Source organism: Anabaena cylindrica UHCC 0172, assembly GCF_034931625.1.
Taxonomy (GTDB): Bacteria; Cyanobacteriota; Cyanobacteriia; order Cyanobacteriales; family Nostocaceae; genus Anabaena; species Anabaena cylindrica_A.
This window is the reverse complement of the sequence record NZ_JAYGGY010000079.1, coordinates 16,961-35,280: the sequence shown is the minus strand read 5'-3', so window position 1 is coordinate 35,280 and position 18,320 is coordinate 16,961. Positions and strand designations below refer to the sequence as shown.

Sequence of the window (18,320 nt, the reverse complement as noted above, 5' to 3'; positions counted from 1 at the left end):
TCCCTAATCAAATGAATTATCAAGACTAATCACCAGTGCTTTTTCTGCCTTTTCCAGGAATCAAACCGCGTCTTCCCGGCATCTTAGAAAGTAGCAAAAATCGGCGTAAATGTTCTAATTGTGCCGTATCTCCAATTTGTTCCAACTCAGCCAAAGCATCCTTAAAAAGCAGATTAGAACGGTAGAGAATACGGAAAGCCTTTTTGAGGATTTGGAAGTCCTTAACCGACATTCCTGAGCGTTTTAGACCCACCAGATTAAGCGATCGCACTCTTGAAGGATTTCCCTCCACCAACATATAAGGAGGAACATCTCTATCAATACGTGCCATACCACCAATCATAGACATACCACCAATATGTACAAATTGATGGACACCTAAAACCCCGCTTAATCTAGCTCTGGACTCAATGTGAACATGACCCGCTAAAGCCACAGAATTAGCAATTACCACCGAGTCCTCAATCAAGCAGTTATGACCTACATGAACATAAGCCATTAGTAGATTACCATTTCCAATTACCGTCGCTTCCCCGCGACCAGTAGCGCGGTTAATAGTAACGTACTCACGAATGGAATTATTATCCCCAATTTTGACCCAAGTAGGTTCTCCCACATACTTGAGATCCTGGGGTTCCATACCGATAGCTGCACCAGGAAAAATATGATTTCGCGCCCCAATTTCACATGGGCCTTCTAGCACAGCATGAGCGCCAATCACAGTTTCCGCACCGACTTTGACATTCGCTCCAATCACAGCATAAGCGCCGACTTGCACTGTTGAGTGGAGTTCAGAATTAGGATGTATTACAGCAGTTGGATGAATAAGCGTTTTCAAAGGGGACTCTCCAGAACTGAGTGCTGTGTATTAAATGTTCAGTGAAAAAAAGTGTCGGGCAAACAATGTGTGAGGGGCGAAAATCCAGAAATCAGTAAATACTATTGTGGTTTTTTGTTTTTACTGTTACGCTCTTTTAGGATTGACTGAGGGCAGTTCACGGTTATGCCCAGACCAGCAAAATAAAATTTTAGCTCACTAAAGAAAACATCAATTCTCCTTCAGCAGCTAGTTGTCCGTCAACTTCAGCACGACCATGCATTTTACCGAAACGACGTTGTTTGACCCACAACAGTTCCACGGTCATAACTAGCTGATCTCCCGGCACTACTTGGCGGCGAAAACGGACTTTATCAATACCTGCAAATACGAACAGACCACCAGGTGAATTAGACATTTGCGTCATGACAATGCCGCCTACTTGTGCCATTGCTTCCACAATTAGAACACCAGGCATCAGTGAACGTCCAGGAAAATGACCTTGAAATTGAGGTTCATTAAAAGTGACATTTTTAACACCCACTGCTAGTTTCCCAGGAACATAGTCAATAATTTTATCTACGAGTAAAAAGGGATAGCGGTGAGGTAATAGTTGCTGAATCTCTTCAACTGTGAACGTTGTTTTAATTTCAGGTGTGTTGCTGTTGAGTCCATCTCCTTCAGATGTAGTCACTTCAGTAGAGTTAGCTTGGGTGAGAGTTGACATTAGTAATTGAGTTAATTGGGAATGGGGAAATAAAGTAGGCTAAAAAATAGCATACAATCTTAAATTTTAGTTAATTTTGGGTTTAATTCTAAAATTTTTTGTGCCAGTTGAACGTGTAAATTATGACTGGCTTTGTATGCTAAGAAGTGAGCAACAGGAAATTTACCCAGCAAGCTCATATCTCCTACCAAGTCCAAAATTTTATGCCTAACTGGTTCATTTGCAAATCTTAATGGTGGATTTAGCCAACCTTCAGATCCACAAACCAAGGCGTTATCTAAGCTACCACCTTTGATTAAACCCGACTGCTGAAGATGTTCGATCTGATGCAATAAACCAAAGGTACGGGCAGGAGCAATTTCTGTAATAAAGGTATTTTCAGTATTGTCGGCGGTTTCTAAATTGGTAATTAGTGAATAACTGTACCATTGATTACCAATAGCGGGCAACTCAAAATCAATCCCATAGGTAAAACGGGTTTCTTCTGCTGGCAGGGCGCAAACAAAAGCATCACCGTGATAAACCCAAATTGGTTCTTGAATAGTTATAGATGCTTGTGTGTTGCTAACTGGTTGTGATGCCAAGCCAACTGCGGCAATGCTTTGAGTCCATATCTGGGCAGAACCATCTAAAAGCGGCACTTCTGATCCATCAATTTCAATGCGGGCATTATCTACACCCATAGCAGCCAAAGCAGCCAACAAATGCTCTACCGTGCGGACACAGACTTCACCTTCACCCAATTGAGTGGAAAGCATAGTCTGACTAACTGCGCTAACTTGGGCAGGAATAATGGGCGAATTTGGTAAGTCCACTCGCACAAAATAGCGATTGCTTCCAGCACTGCGCCCCGCGCGATCGCTTCCCACCTCTGCTGGTAATATCCGCACATGGGTACTCACACCACTATGCAGCCCCACACCTGTTTGGGTAATTTCCCCAGCTAAAGTGTGCTGGTGCATAGGCGAACAGCCGATATATTTTGATTAGTATTGCTCATTTGCTGTATTTAACTCAAGTTGCTAGTTATCTAGTTGAGAACGGTAATGGGTCATTGGTCATTGGTCATTAGTGAATAATTTTCTGTTTTAATCCTGTAAATCCTTAAATCCTGGATATCCTGTTCGCGTTCACGTAGTGTGACGTAGGCATAGCGTGGCGTTAGCCATATCAGACATTTTCCCTAACTAGCAACTTACGTTATTTAGTAGAAACGCTGATCAACTGTATGGGGAATAGTATTAAGGCAAAGGTGAAAATTAGCAAGTACTTGGTACTAGGTACTCGATACTCGGTACTCGATACTCGGTACTAATTTAAAACCTTTCCCCTATACCAAAATTGATCCGGCTATCGCCATCATCGCTCATGCCATAGTCTATGCGAATTGGCCCTAATGGTGACTGTACACGCACGCCTAGACCATAGCCGTAGCCACTACCATTTTTATTCAACACTTCAGATGCTCTAGTACTAGTTCCCAGGTCACTACCATAATCTAAAAATAGAGCGCCGCTCACTACAGAGAAAACGGGGAAGCGATACTCTACAGATGCTTGCACATAACTGCGTCCAGAAGCTAATCTGCCTTCGTCGTAACCCCGAACAGAATTGCTACCACCAAGAGTAAAGGCTTCGTAGGGAGGTAAGTCACCTAAAACTGTTCCTCCTTGGAGGTTAAATGCTAGGGTTTGTGTGCCTTTACCAAAACTGAGGAATTTAACGGGTAAATATTGGCTGTAATTACCTCGTAATCTGGTAAGTAAAATATTACCTTGTCCGATGGGTACAGACTGATCAACTCCGACACGGAGGTAAGAACCACTGCTTGGTTGTAAAGGATTATTACGGCGATCGCGTTGTGCGCCCAATTGCAACAATAGCAAATCGTCTTCGCCTGTTGCCGATTGGGTCAAGGGAACTAGCTGGCTGATGATATTACCGTTATCATCAAATATTGCCCCTTGTTTTCTGAGATTGCCATCTGCATCACGACCAGAAACCCGTTGATATTGCAATCCCGCTGAAGCAACCCACTCTGACTTTTTGTAGGGATTGGCGGAAAGGGGACGGGTAAAGGATATACCACCACCTAACCGGGTAATCCGGGGGCGATCCTGCTGATCTTCATTAGTAATATTATTTGGGTCAAAGGTTTCAATATTGTCATCTTTGCCCTCAAAAATCAAAGAAATTGAGCGACGGCGGAAAATATTGGTTGTATAAGAAGTGCGGTAAGGATCACCTGCAATCCAAGGATCTGTGAAGCGGAGATCAAACAACAGTTCTCTTTCACCTAGCTGTATTTCTGATGCTAGTTTTTGGTTCCTACCCCCCAGATTTTGTTGCTGGTAGCTAATAGTACCAAATAATCCACTAGCCGAACTAATACCTGCACCGGCCGCAATTGAACCGCTACTACGTTCAGCCACGTTTAATACTACATCTACTTTGCTGGGGTCAGTACCAGGGTCAAGAGAGACATTCACATCTTCAAATAATCCCAGCCCAAAGACCCTTTGCAAGTCTTGTTGTACTATGTTGCGGTTAAATACTTGACCCGGTTTTAATTCTACTTCCCGTGTAATAATATACTCTTTAGTTCTACCGCGAATTGGTTCTCCCTTATCATTTGTCTCCTGTCCTTCTTTATTACGGAAACGGACTTTAATATTCTCAACTACACCTTCTGCTACTTGTAGAGTCACAACTCCAGTTTCTGAGACTTTCGGCGCTCCAATTACGTTGGCTAGGACATAACCTTTATCTTGATATTGCTTTGTTAATTGTTTGATACCTTCTTGCAAATCCCGCAGGTTTAAGATTTCTCCATACTGCGCTTTAAATATTTCATCCACAGCAGTCGCAGGAATTACGGAAGCAACACCAGTACCAGGATTAGCATCCACTTCTACCTTAGTCAAGACAGGGTTAGGATTGACAACGAAATTAACACGCACACCCAAAGGTGTATCTTCTGGAACAGCTTGCACGTTAGAGAAAAAGCCTGTGGCAAAGATAGCATTAATATCTTGTTGCAATTGGGTACGGGTTGTTGTCTGTCCTGGTTGGGTACGAATGGCTTTATAAACTTCTTCTTCCAGTTTGGGTAAGATTGGCCCCGTGGGAGATTGGACAGCTACCTCTGAAACTAATACACGGGGTTCTGCTGTTTCTGTGGGTTCTGTGGTTTCTGTTGTTTCTGGAGTAGCTGGGAAGACAGGTTCCACTGTGGGTGGATCGATATTTTCTTCAGTAGGAACGGTGTCAGGGGTTGGGGAAGGTTCTGCTTGGGCAAATTGTGCAGTGTTTGCTGTTGTTGTAGCTGTTGGGATAATGACTTCTGGTGTTTCTACCGTTTTTGGCTGGGGAGATAGTGCTGCTTTCAATGCTTGTGCAGTGTTTGCCGTTGTTGTAGCTGTTGGGATAATGACTTCTGGTGTTTCTACCGTTTTTGACTGGGGAGATAGTGCCGCTTTCAATGCTTGTGCAGTTTTTGCTGTTGTTGTAGTTTTTGGGATAATTACTTCTGGTGTTTCTACCGTTTTTGACTGGGGAGATAGTGCTGCTTTTAATGCTTGTGCAGTTTTTGCCGTTATCGTAGCTGTTGGTAAAATTACTTCTGGTGTTGCTATTGATGTTGAGTTAGGGTTTAAGACTTTGACCTCGATCGCAGATTGGTGAGGTTCAGTTTTGATGACTACTGCTTTTGCAGTTAAATCAGATTCTGGGTTTTCACTATTTTGATTAGTTTCTTGTTGTAACAGCTGATTTGTTTCTAGAGTGGAAACTTCTGTTACTTGCTGCTGGACATTAGGCGTTTGGGTGATATCTGGTTTGGGCGCTGCGATCGCACTCATTGAGTTATCCAAAGGGGCAGCGATCGCAATAACTGCCAACAATACAGGAGATAAATGCATTTTATTCATATTCTTCTTCACTACCACACACACCTTTACAAATTTAATTATGAGTCTTTAGCCATCAAAGGCATAGGACTACTCACTCGCAGTTATAATCACTCAAAGCCTTGAAGCAAACGAGTTTATACTCAACTCTCAACATTTTGCAATACCCTTTGTAAAACCTCCTGGTAGGCATTCTCTACATTCCCTAAGTCTCTACGGAAACGGTCTTTGTCCATAACTCGACGGTTAGGATCGTTTTCTGCCATATCCCACAAACGGCAGGTATCAGGGCTAATTTCATCGGCCAAGAGCAACTGCTGTTGTGAGTCCACACCAAATTCGAGTTTAAAGTCTACTAGGGTAATGCCACACTGTTGCCAAAATTTCTGGAGAAAATCATTGATTTGCAATGCAAGATGGATAATGCTATCAACTTGTTCCTCAGTGGCTAGTTTCAGCAGCCGCAAGCGATCGCGTGTGAGCAGCGGATCTCCTAGTTGGTCGTCTTTGTAATAAAACTCTACCAAAGGCTGTTGCAAAACTGTACCTATTTGCAGCCCTGTTTGTTGACATAGACTACCCGCAGCTATATTTCTGACAACTACTTCTAATGGCAAAATCTTCACAGCCCTGACCCGCATTTGATTGGGGGCTGGACAATCAATAAAATGAGTCTTGATGCCATAGGCTGCTAACTTTTGAAACAATTTACTGGAAATAGTACAGTTTATGCCGCCTTTTCCCTGAATACTGCCCCGCTTTTGAGCATTAAATGCAGTCGCATCATCTTTAAAATCAGCCAACAAGACTTCAGGGTCGTCTGTGGTATATAGAATTTTCGCTTTGCCTTCGTATAGCTTGGTATTAACAGACATCATGGTAGGTACAGTTCTAGGCAGTGATCTTCGGCTTAACCATTTTATCTTTAGTTATTAGCCATTGGTGATGAGTTAACAAGGTGCTAATTTCATTGTGTTTTCTCTTCCCTATTCCCCCGTCTTTTCAATGAAACGGGTCAACTCTACATAAAACCTCTAAGATTTTTAGTTAACTTTTTGTAATTTTGGTAAATAAAATTATATAATAATCTAAAAAGTATAGATTAATACCTTTAATAATTTTTTTTGTTGAAGTCAATTAAAACCCATTTTTACGGATGAAGGAATAAAATAAAATAGTTGCGAGCATAGGAGCATTGTTAAAATCTATTTTGAGGAAATTGTAATATTTCTTTACAAGAAGATATATCGGGTGATTGCTCGTCAATAGCTTTGGTCACTTTGACATAAATTTTTTACAAACCCCTGTTTAATGACTTAACTTATGTGGCTGATGTTTTGATTGTTTTGTCAAAGTTAAAGTTTACCAATAGCGCCAAGGGCTTGCCCTACATAGATTGTGATCGTTTAAAGTGTAATCATTTGCTTTCTCCTGTCCTCAAAAAATAGAGATGAAGAGTTGCTAGTACAGAACGGCGTAAATAAACCAAATATTCCCAATCTCTGAAAAACTTACACTGTATTCGTTTTGACTTTTGACTTTTGATTTCCGCCCTGCGGTACTAGTGGTTCTGCTGCAAACAAGAAAATCAGCAGGAGTGTTAAATACATGGAGAAAAAAATAATGGACAAAGGCGATTTTCTCTATCCTCGTGGTCGCTACTACGGTCATGTACAACCGGAAAATTTAGTTTTCAACGCCAATTTACAAGAATTTGCCCAGCGCATAAGTTATATCTGTAACTTGGAAACAGGTGGTAAACTCCCACCAGAGGAAGCTTACAAACAAATCAAGCTGTTGTGGAAGGAATTAAAACGCTCGAAAAAGCAGCTAAGGATAGGTGAAGAACCCTTCCAAAACGATGATTCTGAATTTGAAGATTAGGTAAGGGAAAAAATTTTACTCAATGCCTAATTACCAATAACTACTTTGTCATCATTGTCCAGACACCATCCCAAGATTTTGGAGGTGGTGTTTTTTGGTAATTGTAGGCACGTTCTAGGTGGGTATCCACTGCTTGGTCTTGGGGTCGGAGACGTTGAGCAGTTTCAAAGCAAGCGATCGCTTGGGAGAATTCCCGTGATACATAAGCAGCACGTCCGGCATTGTAATGGTGCAAAAATTCTTCCGCGTTGGCATCTAGGGGAGTAGAGCGATCGCTAATTAATTCGTAGATATCTACAGCCTGATGTTTACCTTTGACACGAATTCTATCAAGTTGACGTACCCAAATGCGATCGCGGCACAAGTTGTAAGTAAATTCACTCAGAATTATATCACAACCATATTCCTTGGTGACACTTTCCAAGCGGGAACTCAAATTCACTCCATCTCCAATTACTGTATAGTCCATCCTTTTACGTGAACCAATATTCCCCGAAACCACTTCCCCCGAACTAATGCCAATCCCAATCCGAATTTGTGGTTGGGACTGAATCACCCGTTTCAAGTTAAACTCCTTCAGTCGGAGACGCATATCCAAAGCTGATTGTATTGCTCGCCAAGCATGATTTTCAGTTAATGGTAGTGGCGCACCAAATACAGCCATTAAAGCATCACCAATAAACTTATCTAAAGTTCCTTCATAGTGAAAAACTGACTCAACCATCGTCTCAAAATACTGATTCAGCAAGGATACTACCTCAGCTGCTCCCAAGTTTTCCGTCAGGGTAGTGTAACCACGGATATCGGAAAACAAGACAGTTACTTCTTTGCGCTCACCCACCATTAAGCTATCATCTCCCAAAGCCATAACTTGCTCGGCTACGTGGGGTGTGAGATAGCGGTACATAGTGCTTTTGAGGCGTTTTTCTCGGCTGATGTCTTCCAATACCACCAAACCCCCCCTAACTCCACCTTCTGGGTTAGTTAAGGGATTGACGGTAAGATTGATGCTACGTTCTAAGGTTTTGACTACATCAGCACTGAGTAATTCAGATTGGGCAGTGAGGAGTTGATTCCAAGGGACAAAAATATTTGGGTTAGTGCGATCGCGCACAGCTAGAATTAACTTTTGAGCGATCGCTTCTGAATTTTGAGTTTCACCACTCTCTCGTTGATATAATCCCACCAGCAGAGTTTGTTCTGGCACATAATGCCTAGCCCCGTATTTTAAACTATCTTCCAGCCGCATTTGCAGGTTTTCAATCGGTACTACCTCCCAAACTTGACGACCTAATAAATTTTGTTTCCACAACAGCTTGTTACTTTTACCATTGCTGGACTTCAACGGGCAACCCAGTAACTCTAGTGCTGCATCATTAATAGTCACAATTTGACCTTGCATATCTGTAGAAATTACAGCATCTGATAAACTCTGGAGAATATCTTTTTGATACTGTCTCTCTAACAACACACTTTCAAATAAACGAGCATTTTCCAAAGCTATTCCCGCTTGGATATTAAAAGCCCGCATAAATTCTTCATCGGAAGTACTAAAACTACCTTGTTGTTTATTAATTAACTGTGTGACACCAATTAATTCATTAGCAGAGTTGAAAACTGGCAAACACAGAATATTACGAGTTATATATCCAGTTTTATTATCTGTAGTCGGATCAAAGCGGGGGTCTTGGTAAGCATCGGGGATATTGAGTGCTTGACCAGTGGAGGCTACATAACCTGCAATACCGCGATTAGAAGGAATACGGACTTCTATTAAATTTTTGTCATTAGCTGTGGCTACTTTCGTCCACAATTCACCCATTTCCTTGCGATACAAAAACAGCGTGCTACGGTCTGCTTGCATCAAAATCCGGGCTTGTTCCATCACTATTTGCAAAGTTGCTTCTAAATCCAAACTTTGCCCCAAAGTCTGCGTCGCACGCAACAAAGCAGTTGCACCCCGTTGATTACGAGCTGCCACATAAAAAGACTGACAACTTTCTAAGATAATGCCAATAGAAGCAGCAAAGTCTCGAAAAGATTCCTCATCATCCTCATTAAAAGGCACATCCCCAGCTTTATTAGCTAGTTGGACTACAGCTACAATTTGCTTTTTGCTACTCACAACAGGCATACATAAAAGATTACGGATCTTATAGCCCATTTGTTTTTCTAACTCAGGACTAAAAAGAGGGTGAGTAATAGTTTCCGCAATGTTGAGATATTTGCCTGTACTAGCCACATGGCCAGGAATTCCCACATTTAAGGGAGTGCGGATTTCTAAAAATTTTTGGCTATTATCTTGAGGAACTTTTGACCAGAGTTGAGCTTTGTCATAGTCAACTAAAAAAATAGCTGTATGTTCAGCTTGGAGAATTTGACCAATTTTGAGTGTAATGGCTTCTAGGACTTTCTCCAACATACTTTCTAGAGCCTCATTATTGATCAGATCAATAGCTCTGAGAAATTGCTGAAACTCCGCTGTGATAAAGTCCAGTAAGCAAACAAATTCATTTACAGACAGGTCTTTGACGCGACTAAGTAGGGCTTGAGTGCGATTAACTTGAGTGAGTTCAGTCAATGTAGCCAAGACGCTACCTGCGTTTGGGAGTGTCATGGGATTTTAGATTTTAGATTTGGGATTTTAGATTGAAATTTTAGATTAGTTAAATATTATTAGGACTAGACCTTTCAAGATGACTAACGGAAATACGTCATTTCATTCAATACCTTGTCCAAATTGGAAAAAGCCTTGATTTGTAGGTTGGGTTGTTCGCGTTAGCGTTGCGGAGCAATCAGCATGAAACCCAACAAATGCGTTGGGTTGCGCTGTAGCTTAACCCAACCTACAGAAAATGGACAAGGTATTGTTCATTACTATCATCTTGAATCTTTCGCTCATATTTTGGATTTTTTGAAGGTTGAAACAACCAAATTCCACCAACTTGAAAGGGTTAGGACTAATTATTTATATTATTTTCTGCTAAGTTTGGGGCGGATTTGACCGCCCTAGGCAAAAGCCAATTTAGAAAGCATTGGTCAACTTTTTAGATGTGACTACCTTGTGATAGTAATCTTGTAATTGGCGTGTAGCAGCTGCCCATCCCCAATTTTCTGCTTCTTTCCGGGCATTTTTACGGATAATATTTACATCTTGTTGGTATTGCAATAGACAAACTGTAGCATCAATTGCCTCTTGAATATCTGCTTTTGGATCAAAAAGATATCCGTTTACCCCATCTGTAACAATATCAGGAATTCCTCCAGAACGGGCTGCAACTACTGGACATCCAGCAGCCATTGCTTCTAGTAGGACTAATCCTAATGTTTCTGTGCGGGAAGGAAAAATAAAGGCATCAGAACTAGCAAAGGCAGAACCTAATTCTTTCCCCATTAAATAACCGACAAAATAAGTATTTGTCCCGGCAAAGTGTTTCTCTAGTGATTGACGGTGGGGTCCATCCCCTACTAATGCCAATCTGGCATTAGGAATGGCTTCTAAAATTGGTTTAATGCGCTCAATTTCTTTTTCGGCGGAAAGACGACCTACATACAACAGTAAGGGACTGTCAGGATGATTTTGAGTCAGGCGCGATCGCATTTCTGGATTTGCCAAATCAGGATCAAATAATTCTGTATCCACTCCTCGCTGCCACAAATCTACTCTCTCAATCCCATGTCCAGATAGTTCCTCCACCATCGCTGTGGATGTACATAAATTTAATTCAGCTTGATTATGAGCGCCCTTGAGCATTTCCCAAAGTAAACCTTCTAACATTCCTAGTCCGTAATGTTGCAGGTATTTAGGTAAATGTGTATGGTAAGAAGCCACCAAGGGAAGTTTGAGAACTTTACTATAAAAAATCCCCGATAATCCTAAAACGGCAGGATTAACAACATGAATAATATCTGGCTGAAATCGCTCTAGTTCGTAACCAATGGCTGGACGAGGAAGTGACAATTTCAACTCTGGATACAGAGGTAAGGGAAAGCCACTCACGCCGTAAACTTTCGCGCCTTTATGTTCAGTTATGCCCCCTTCAGGAGCAAATACTAAGACTTGATTACCATCCCGTTGCAGATGATCAACAGTGTGACGTAGACGGGTAACAATCCCATCAACCTTGGGTAAAAAGGTTTCAGTGAATAGGGCAATTCTCATAAAAAACTGGAAAGCAGGAGTTAGGAGTTAGGAGTCAGGAGTCAGGAGGAGCAAGTCAGTACCGAGCGATGAGTAACAAGTAATGAGTAGGAATAATTTTTAACCACTCGGTACTCAGTACTCGGTACTCAGTACTCTCACTTACTTTCTATGCCAAGATACTTTGGGCAGAATTTGTTTGTGATCAACTCGTTGTTGATACTTAACGGCAAAGTTTAGCAACGAGTCAAGTAGAGAATCAGAGAGAAAATGTGGTTCTAAGCCTAAATCGAGCAGTTTAGTGTTTTTAGCGTTGAAATAGTGTTCTTCTTTTTCAACTCTGGGGTTATCAATGTTATGGATGTCCACATTTAATCCCAGTGAATTTGCGGCTTTTTTCACCATCATTGCCAAGTCACCAACACCGAATAGTTCCGTATATTGGTTAAATACGCGGAATTCACCAGGTTGGGCAGGATTAGCGATCGCTAATTCAATACATCGCACCGTATCCCGAATATCCAACAGTCCGCGAGTTTGTCCACCTTTCCCGTAAACAGTGAGAGGATGTCCTACCGCAGCTTGAATACAAAAACGGTTCAATGCTGTACCAAAAACGCCATCATAATCAAGACGGTTAATTAACAGTTCGTCCATCCCCGTTTCTTCGGTGAGAACGCCGTAAACTATACCTTGATTTAAATCTGTTGCCCGTAAGCCCCAAATCTTGCAAGCAAAGTGAATGTTATGGCTATCATGCACTTTACTCAAGTGATACATTGATCCGGGCTGCTTAGGATAGGGCAAAGTATCTTTGCGTCCGTTGTGTTCAATGGTGATAAAACCTTCTTCAATGTCGATATTGGGTGTCCCATATTCACCCATTGTCCCCAACTTCACCAAATGACAATCAGGGAAATCTTCCCGCATTGCATACAGCAAGTTCAATGTACCGACTACATTATTTACCTGAGTGAGAACTGCGTGTTCGCGGTCTATCATCGAAAACGGGGCTGAACGCTGCTCACCAAAATGCACTATGGAATCTGGCTGAAATTGGTGTAAAGCTTTGTGCAGAAAACTGTAATTGTTAATATCGCCGATAAATAGGTCAATAGATTTACCAGTCAAATCTTGCCATCGCTGGAGACGCTGCTGAATTGGTGCAATTGGGGTTAAAGTCTCAACACCGAGTTCATTATCCCAATGCCGCCGCACCAAACTGTCTAAAATTCCAACTTCATAACCTCGATTAGAAAGGTAGAGTGCAGTTGCCCAACCGCAATACCCATCGCCACCAATAACCAGGACTTTCATTTTTACCAGTTTTTACTCGCTGATAGCTAAATCTATCAGGTTTGTGTCCCCTCTGGTTCATTAATTCTAGTCATTACTGAGTTCTGAGTGCTGAGTGATGAGTGCTGAGTGTTGAGTACCGAGTACCGAGTTCTGAGTACCGAGTTCTGAGTGCTGCCCTCAACGACGGGATATTTTTTATTTGGAAGTCTCTAACCTAATCTTGTAATGCTGGGCAATGTAATAAAACAATTGATAGTAATCTTTAAATTCTTGACTGTTGGTTTGTCCTTGCCAATAATAGACTTCTTGCCCCTGCGTAATGGTCAGTTTCATGGAACTGACCTGTTGACCAACTTCTACTACTAAGACTCCAGAAACGCCTTGAGACGTTTCAAAGTTATGATCTATCTGTTTTATCGTCTCTTGGTCTTGGGTAATTGACTCTGGTGACTCCTTACTTGCCCAAGCCCGAATTTCTACGTTTTGGTTTTGTGGTGAAATAAAAGTAACTCCATCGTTGTTGTCTGGTGCTGCTAAAGAAGTCCAATTGCTCGGATAGGGAAACTCAAACCCATAACGAGGATTTTGGTAAGTCTCCCATGTCAGTTTGGAGTTTGGGAAACTAGTACCACACCCTGAAAAAATCATAGCTGTGCCAACACCGGAGACTAAAGCCACAATTATTCGCCTCAAATTATAGGTTTTGACCGCAGCAATAGACATAATTACACCCTTTACCCAATTTACCGATAGTAGAGTTAGATCAGCTTCTATCCTCATTCTCAAGAGGAATAAACTTCTTTTAGTCCCGGTTTCTCCACTAGATTTATTGTTTCATACATCACTCAGCTTAATGATGTTGTGGGTAATTGAGGGCAACATTCATTAAGATATGTAACAAAATAGCTGTTAAAACGTTTTACCATCTTGACAGGAAATCAAAGAGCCGATAACGTTAGTTACATACCCGGGTAAGACCGCTATTTAGTCATATGCAAACTAAGCAAAAGGTTACTTTGTATCTATCGCCAGAACTGCACAGAAGATTGAAAATTCGATCAGCAGTTGATTCTGAACCGATGTCAGAACTTGCAGAACGCGCCCTGAATTTCTACCTGACAAATTCAGAATTGGTAGAAGAATTAGAAGCTTCTGCTTATGGGCGAACACATAGAGTTTATTCCTGTCCTAGTTGTGAAAGTTCACTTACCTTACGTAATGCCGAACTAGTAGCTTTAGGTAATCAACCAGGAGTCATAGGTCACGATCATCTATCCATTGACGAAATGGAACAAGATGAAACTCATCCCAAGGGTGAGGAAGAATTAGTTCCTTGCTAGATATAGGAATTATGAATAAGTTAGTTCATAGTTTCAGTTATCTATAACAAGCAGCGATGACTGTACTGTCTCTATAAGGTCTCAAGTAGGTCGATTGTATGAAAGAAGAGCTCAATATCCTCATTCAAGCTCAATACCCTCTAATCTACCTTGTGACCTCCGAGGAAGAGCGGGCAGAGCAAGCAATTAACACGATCGCTCAATTATTAAAGCCCCAACGCCGGGTATATGTGTGGACAGTAACTCACGGTATCGTCGAGTACGGTCAACCCCGGAATGTGACTCAACATAATACAGTGTCTCCAGAGGCAGCGATTGAGTGGATTATTCGCCAGAAAGAACCCGGTATATTTATTCTTAAAGATTTACATCCGTTTATTGATGCGCCAGCAACAACCAGATCGCTACGGGATGCGATCGCTAGTTTCAAGGGAATGCAAAAGAACATTATTTTAATGTCTCCCATGCAGCAAGTTCCCATCGAACTAGAAAAAGAGGTTGTTGTTTTAGACTTCCAACTGCCAGATATGGCTGAGTTGAACAAAGTTTTAACTAACCACCAAGAACAGCATCGTGGCCGAAGACTCACCACAGAGGCACGAGAAAAACTTCTCAGAGCAGCTTTAGGTCTAACTAAAGACGAATCAGAAAAAGTATACCGTAAGGCTCAGGTAACAACTGGAAGACTAACGGAAGATGAAGTAGATATAGTTCTATCTGAGAAGAAGCAACTGATTCGGCGCAATGGCATTCTAGAGTACATCGAAGAAGATGAAACCATTGATGCCATTGGTGGATTGGAAGAATTGAAAAAGTGGCTCAAACAACGCTCTAATGCCTTCACAGAAAGAGCAAGAGAGTATGGTTTGCCTCAACCTAAAGGGATGTTAATTCTTGGTGTTCCCGGTTGTGGTAAGTCACTAATTGCCAAAACTACCTCCCGTTTATGGGGTTTACCAATCTTGCGTTTAGATATGGGGCGGGTATACGATGGCTCAATGGTGGGTCGGAGTGAAGCAAATCTGCGAAACGCCCTGAAAACAGCAGAATCAATTTCCCCAACGATTCTGTTTATCGACGAATTGGATAAATCTTTCGCGGGTAGTGGGGGTTCTGGTGATTCTGATGGGGGGACATCAAATAGAATTTTTGGTTCTTTCCTCACCTGGATGCAAGAAAAGAAATCTCCAGTTTTCGTAATGGCGACCGCTAACCGCGTAGAACGCCTACCTGGGGAGTTTTTGAGGAAAGGGCGCTTTGATGAAATATTCTTTGTGGATCTGCCCACACCTGAAGAACGTCAGGATATCTTCAACATTCACCTGACCAAACGCCGGGAAGATATTGCTAGATTTGATCTTGAACAACTAGCCAAAATGTCTGACGGCTTCTCTGGGGCAGAAATTGAACAAGCGATCATTGCGGCTATGTATGAAGCTTTTGCCCAAGATCGGGAGTTCACCCAATTAGATATTATTGCTGCATTGAAGTCAACTTTGCCGCTGTCACGAACGATGCAAGAACAGGTCACAGCCTTAAGAGACTGGGCCAGACAGCGTGCTAGACCCGCAGCATCCTCCGTCGCTGAATATCAGCGCATGGAGTTTTAAAAGCTTTCTCCTGCAATGCCAGGGGGGAAAGGTTAGCTACAAAGCTAACAGTTTAGAAGAAAAAAGCCGCTCCCAAATTAGCGCGGCTTGGCTGAAAAGAAACCGTTGTCGTTTTTCTCATCAATCTTCTCATTGGAGGAAACCCAAATGTCTCACTTTAGCACTCTGCGTACCAAGATCACCGATGCCGAAATCCTAAAGTCTTCTTTACGCGACTTAGGTATCAGCGTCAAGACCGAAGCCGATGTTCGTGGTTATAACGGCCAGCGTGTACGTTCGGACATCGTTGCTGTATTGGAAGGCGAATACGATTTAGGTTGGTCTCGCAACAGTGATGGTTCTTTTGACCTTATCGCTGACTTGTGGGGTGTTGCTAAGAAGCACAACCAGACCGAGTTAATCAACTCTATTAACCAAAAATACGCAGTTAACAAGACCTTGGCTGAAGTAAAACAGCGCGGTCTGCAAAACGCCAATGTCAAATTGGTATTGCAATAATAATTTCTCTGCGCGTTCCCAAAGCTGAACGGGTTAACCACATAATAGCGGTTAGCCCGCTTTTTTTTGTCTGATAGCGTAGCGTGGCGCAAGCCATATCAGGATTTAAGGATTTACAGGATTAGGAATTACTTCAATCAATCCTGTATGAAATGCTTGATCATAAGTAATAACTGGCATTTTTTCAATTTCGGCTTGAGCCATAATCATACGATCAAAAGGATCTCGATGATCTATAGGTAAAGTACCTGCTCTAATAGCATGATTTGAATTAATATTTAGTTCAATAAATTGTGATTGAGTTAAGAGTTGTGGATAGATTGGTAATATGTCTTTTGCTTCAGGTAGTTTACCAATACGGTATTTAGTGGCTATTTCCCAAGGGGATACGCTACTGACAAAAATATGATGATCGGGATTTTTAATTATTTCTCGGCATGATCTATCAAGTTTAGGATCATCAAAAAACCACCATAATAAAATATGGGTATCAATCAGATAATTTATTCCCATTGTTGCAATTCTTCTTCAGGTAGAGGATCAAAAAAGGTGTTGCTGAGTTTTCCTGTTAGTATTCCTGGTGTTCTGGGTTGAGGTTTTGTTTGATTTAATCCTACGCGGAAATAGTGGATTAAGTCATAAATTTCTGCTAGTTTTTCTTCTGGAATTTGTTCTAATTCTTGGATAATTTTATGGATAATCATAATTTAATTATTAGGGTGCTTTGTGCTTTTTAGTATAGCAGGATTTTTATTGTTAAGTTTGTTGTGATGCTGTGAATGAGATGGTTGTCAGAATCAGGATGTCCAAGATTTAAGGATTTACAGGATTTTTACAAGTATGCTGATAGACGCTAGGTAAATATAAGGCTTCATTGGTGTAGCTTACTTAAGGTATCGCTCAATATGTTCTAGATAATAATAAATTATATTGATCTAAGTATCATCCTATCAATCGTGATTCGGACAATTTATAAATTCAGATACACGACTTCTTTGATTAATTTTATCCTTGATTAGGTTAATAATCTCAGAAGTCGGTTATCTTTATATGCAGTAATGTAAATCAACTCACACCTAAGCTACTGTTCAAACTATTAAGAATTCCGTCATGGAATTTATTGACCGAAGATAAAATTCCATTCTCTGGATCGTTTAGCAATGACTCCTTGACCTCATTCAAATAACTTTCCAGGCTTGCTCGTAGAATTGGCCTTTCTAATTGAACAGTATGATAATGATCCCATACATCCCAAACAATAATACCCAAACCTGCCAGTGGATTTAACAATTCTAATCCTAGAAGACCAACTGCCATTTCGCCACTTCCCTCTGCTGCGGCTTTAGCTGCTGTTTTGGTTGCTAATTTCGTTACTGCTTTAGAAGTTGCTTTACTTACTGTAGTTGCAACAACTTTTTTAGTACCAATAGAACCAATAGCCTTGATCATTGCAGTAGTAGCTAAATAGCCTGTACCACGCGAAACAGCCCTAAGTGTAAGGTCTTGCTGCTGTCCCCCAGCATTATAAGTTATGCTGCCTAAACCTTCGAGAAATCTTTCCCAGGTAGGTTGAGGAATATTATAAGCACTTTGAACTCCTGCTAAATTGCGATTTGCTTCTGAAACATATATATCAACAGCTTGTCTTGTAAAACGTTCCATTTCTAGCTGCATTAACGATGGTTGAAAAACTTGTTTAGCAAATTCTTGTTGAAAACTGCCAATTAGTTTCTCGGCTTTTTCTTCTTCTGAAATAGAGTACAAATTAATCCAAATAGATTTTGCTCCAATTCCTAATTGATTAAAGTAGTTGTAGTACCAATCTAGAAAAGGATGATCTACGCGGTGCATCACCTCATTTTTCCACTGTTCTAAATTATTGGATGCAGATTGTCTAGAGGCGACTAAAGCTTTACCAAGGGCAGATGTAACTTCAGTAGAAATTTGATATTGCTGTTGTTCAGGAATAGATATATTTACTGTTGTTGGATTGATGTTTTGCTTAATGTGATTAGTAGAAAAACTGCCCAAGAAGTGAATAATAATGATCAAAATTACAGCAATCCAGATAAACTTGGATATTGATTTAATTAATT

General features: G+C 41.2%; 16 protein-coding genes. 4 read left to right on the top strand and 12 right to left on the bottom strand.

The genetic code is table 11. The features are described 5' to 3' along the window. Positions 1-25: 25 nt before the first annotated feature. From lpxA to purC, 5 genes are all read right to left on the bottom strand, one after another. The gene (gene lpxA / locus VB713_RS14995; protein ID WP_323312315.1) at positions 26-838 is read right to left on the bottom strand and encodes an acyl-ACP--UDP-N-acetylglucosamine O-acyltransferase; all 813 of its coding nucleotides are present in this window, start codon (positions 836-838) and stop codon (positions 26-28) included. A 190-nt stretch (positions 839-1,028) separates the two neighbouring features. Further along, positions 1,029-1,544, bottom strand: a complete 516-nt coding sequence (gene fabZ, locus VB713_RS14990; RefSeq protein WP_323312314.1) for a 3-hydroxyacyl-ACP dehydratase FabZ — start codon at positions 1,542-1,544, stop codon at positions 1,029-1,031. A 59-nt stretch (positions 1,545-1,603) separates the two neighbouring features. Beyond that, positions 1,604-2,506, bottom strand: coding sequence for a UDP-3-O-acyl-N-acetylglucosamine deacetylase (gene lpxC / locus VB713_RS14985; RefSeq protein ID WP_323312313.1), 903 nt, complete (start codon positions 2,504-2,506; stop codon positions 1,604-1,606). Between the two features lie 354 nt (positions 2,507-2,860). Next, positions 2,861-5,473 carry a BamA/TamA family outer membrane protein gene (locus tag VB713_RS14980; RefSeq protein ID WP_416242449.1) on the bottom strand — a complete coding sequence of 871 codons (2,613 nt, stop codon included), beginning with the start codon at positions 5,471-5,473 and terminating at the stop codon, positions 2,861-2,863. A gap of 122 nt (positions 5,474-5,595) precedes the next feature. Continuing rightward, positions 5,596-6,327, bottom strand: a complete 732-nt coding sequence (purC, locus tag VB713_RS14975; RefSeq protein WP_323312424.1) for a phosphoribosylaminoimidazolesuccinocarboxamide synthase — start codon at positions 6,325-6,327, stop codon at positions 5,596-5,598. Positions 6,328-7,060: 733 nt separating this feature from the next. Between purC and VB713_RS14970 the strand changes: the two genes are divergently transcribed. Beyond that, complete coding sequence (locus VB713_RS14970) at positions 7,061-7,336, top strand: hypothetical protein (RefSeq protein ID WP_323312312.1); 276 nt, start codon at positions 7,061-7,063, stop codon at positions 7,334-7,336. Between the two features lie 40 nt (positions 7,337-7,376). Here VB713_RS14970 and VB713_RS14965 read toward each other — a convergent pair whose 3' ends face one another. From VB713_RS14965 to VB713_RS14950, 4 genes are all read right to left on the bottom strand, one after another. Next, positions 7,377-9,953, bottom strand: a complete 2,577-nt coding sequence (locus VB713_RS14965; RefSeq protein WP_323312311.1) for a GAF domain-containing protein — start codon at positions 9,951-9,953, stop codon at positions 7,377-7,379. Between the two features lie 408 nt (positions 9,954-10,361). Further along, complete coding sequence (locus VB713_RS14960) at positions 10,362-11,498, bottom strand: glycosyltransferase family 1 protein (protein WP_323312310.1); 1,137 nt, start codon at positions 11,496-11,498, stop codon at positions 10,362-10,364. Between the two features lie 141 nt (positions 11,499-11,639). Beyond that, on the bottom strand, positions 11,640-12,794 hold the full coding sequence (locus VB713_RS14955; protein WP_323312309.1) for an NAD-dependent epimerase/dehydratase family protein: 1,155 nt from the start codon (positions 12,792-12,794) through the stop codon (positions 11,640-11,642). Positions 12,795-12,971: 177 nt separating this feature from the next. Further along, positions 12,972-13,499 (bottom strand): hypothetical protein, encoded by a 528-nt coding sequence (locus VB713_RS14950; protein WP_323312308.1) that lies wholly within the window; start codon positions 13,497-13,499, stop codon positions 12,972-12,974. Between the two features lie 269 nt (positions 13,500-13,768). On the opposite strand from VB713_RS14950, the gene VB713_RS14945 reads away from it, so the two are divergent. From VB713_RS14945 to VB713_RS14935, 3 genes are all read left to right on the top strand, one after another. Beyond that, positions 13,769-14,116 (top strand): hypothetical protein, encoded by a 348-nt coding sequence (locus VB713_RS14945; RefSeq protein WP_323312307.1) that lies wholly within the window; start codon positions 13,769-13,771, stop codon positions 14,114-14,116. A gap of 98 nt (positions 14,117-14,214) precedes the next feature. Further along, on the top strand, positions 14,215-15,726 hold the full coding sequence (locus tag VB713_RS14940) for an AAA family ATPase (protein WP_323312306.1): 1,512 nt from the start codon (positions 14,215-14,217) through the stop codon (positions 15,724-15,726). A 147-nt stretch (positions 15,727-15,873) separates the two neighbouring features. Continuing rightward, positions 15,874-16,224: a DUF1257 domain-containing protein gene (locus tag VB713_RS14935; protein WP_048868763.1), complete on the top strand. Its 351-nt coding sequence runs from the start codon at positions 15,874-15,876 to the stop codon at positions 16,222-16,224. A gap of 105 nt (positions 16,225-16,329) precedes the next feature. On the opposite strand, the gene VB713_RS14930 is transcribed toward VB713_RS14935, so the two are convergent. The 3 genes from VB713_RS14930 to VB713_RS14920 form a co-directional block, all read right to left on the bottom strand. After that, a complete protein-coding gene (locus tag VB713_RS14930) occupies positions 16,330-16,737 on the bottom strand; it encodes a type II toxin-antitoxin system VapC family toxin (RefSeq protein WP_323312305.1) in 408 nt (135 codons plus the stop codon). Beyond that, on the bottom strand, positions 16,728-16,928 hold the full coding sequence (locus VB713_RS14925) for a hypothetical protein (RefSeq protein WP_190904947.1): 201 nt from the start codon (positions 16,926-16,928) through the stop codon (positions 16,728-16,730). Before VB713_RS14925 ends, VB713_RS14930 begins: the two co-directional genes overlap by 10 nt. A gap of 361 nt (positions 16,929-17,289) precedes the next feature. After that, entirely contained in the window at positions 17,290-18,276 is a 987-nt protein-coding gene (locus VB713_RS14920) for a hypothetical protein (protein WP_323312304.1), read from the bottom strand. Between the last annotated feature and the right edge of the window lie 44 nt (positions 18,277-18,320).

Bases quoted from the DNA above. Each gene is read 5' to 3' on its own strand.
- purC (WP_323312424.1), bottom strand. From the start codon at position 6,327: ATGTCTGTTAATACCAAGCTATACGAAGGCAAAGCGAAAATTCTATAT.
- VB713_RS14950 (WP_323312308.1), bottom strand. From the start codon at position 13,499: ATGTCTATTGCTGCGGTCAAAACCTATAATTTGAGGCGAATAATTGTG.
- VB713_RS14945 (WP_323312307.1), top strand. From the start codon at position 13,769: ATGCAAACTAAGCAAAAGGTTACTTTGTATCTATCGCCAGAACTGCAC.
- VB713_RS14930 (WP_323312305.1), bottom strand. From the start codon at position 16,737: ATGGGAATAAATTATCTGATTGATACCCATATTTTATTATGGTGGTTT.
- VB713_RS14955 (WP_323312309.1), bottom strand. From the start codon at position 12,794: ATGAAAGTCCTGGTTATTGGTGGCGATGGGTATTGCGGTTGGGCAACT.
- VB713_RS14925 (WP_190904947.1), bottom strand. From the start codon at position 16,928: ATGATTATCCATAAAATTATCCAAGAATTAGAACAAATTCCAGAAGAA.
- VB713_RS14940 (WP_323312306.1), top strand. From the start codon at position 14,215: ATGAAAGAAGAGCTCAATATCCTCATTCAAGCTCAATACCCTCTAATC.
- fabZ (WP_323312314.1), bottom strand. From the start codon at position 1,544: ATGTCAACTCTCACCCAAGCTAACTCTACTGAAGTGACTACATCTGAA.
- VB713_RS14965 (WP_323312311.1), bottom strand. From the start codon at position 9,953: ATGACACTCCCAAACGCAGGTAGCGTCTTGGCTACATTGACTGAACTC.
- lpxC (WP_323312313.1), bottom strand. From the start codon at position 2,506: ATGCACCAGCACACTTTAGCTGGGGAAATTACCCAAACAGGTGTGGGG.
- VB713_RS14935 (WP_048868763.1), top strand. From the start codon at position 15,874: ATGTCTCACTTTAGCACTCTGCGTACCAAGATCACCGATGCCGAAATC.
- VB713_RS14980 (WP_416242449.1), bottom strand. From the start codon at position 5,473: ATGAATAAAATGCATTTATCTCCTGTATTGTTGGCAGTTATTGCGATC.
- VB713_RS14960 (WP_323312310.1), bottom strand. From the start codon at position 11,498: ATGAGAATTGCCCTATTCACTGAAACCTTTTTACCCAAGGTTGATGGG.
- VB713_RS14970 (WP_323312312.1), top strand. From the start codon at position 7,061: ATGGAGAAAAAAATAATGGACAAAGGCGATTTTCTCTATCCTCGTGGT.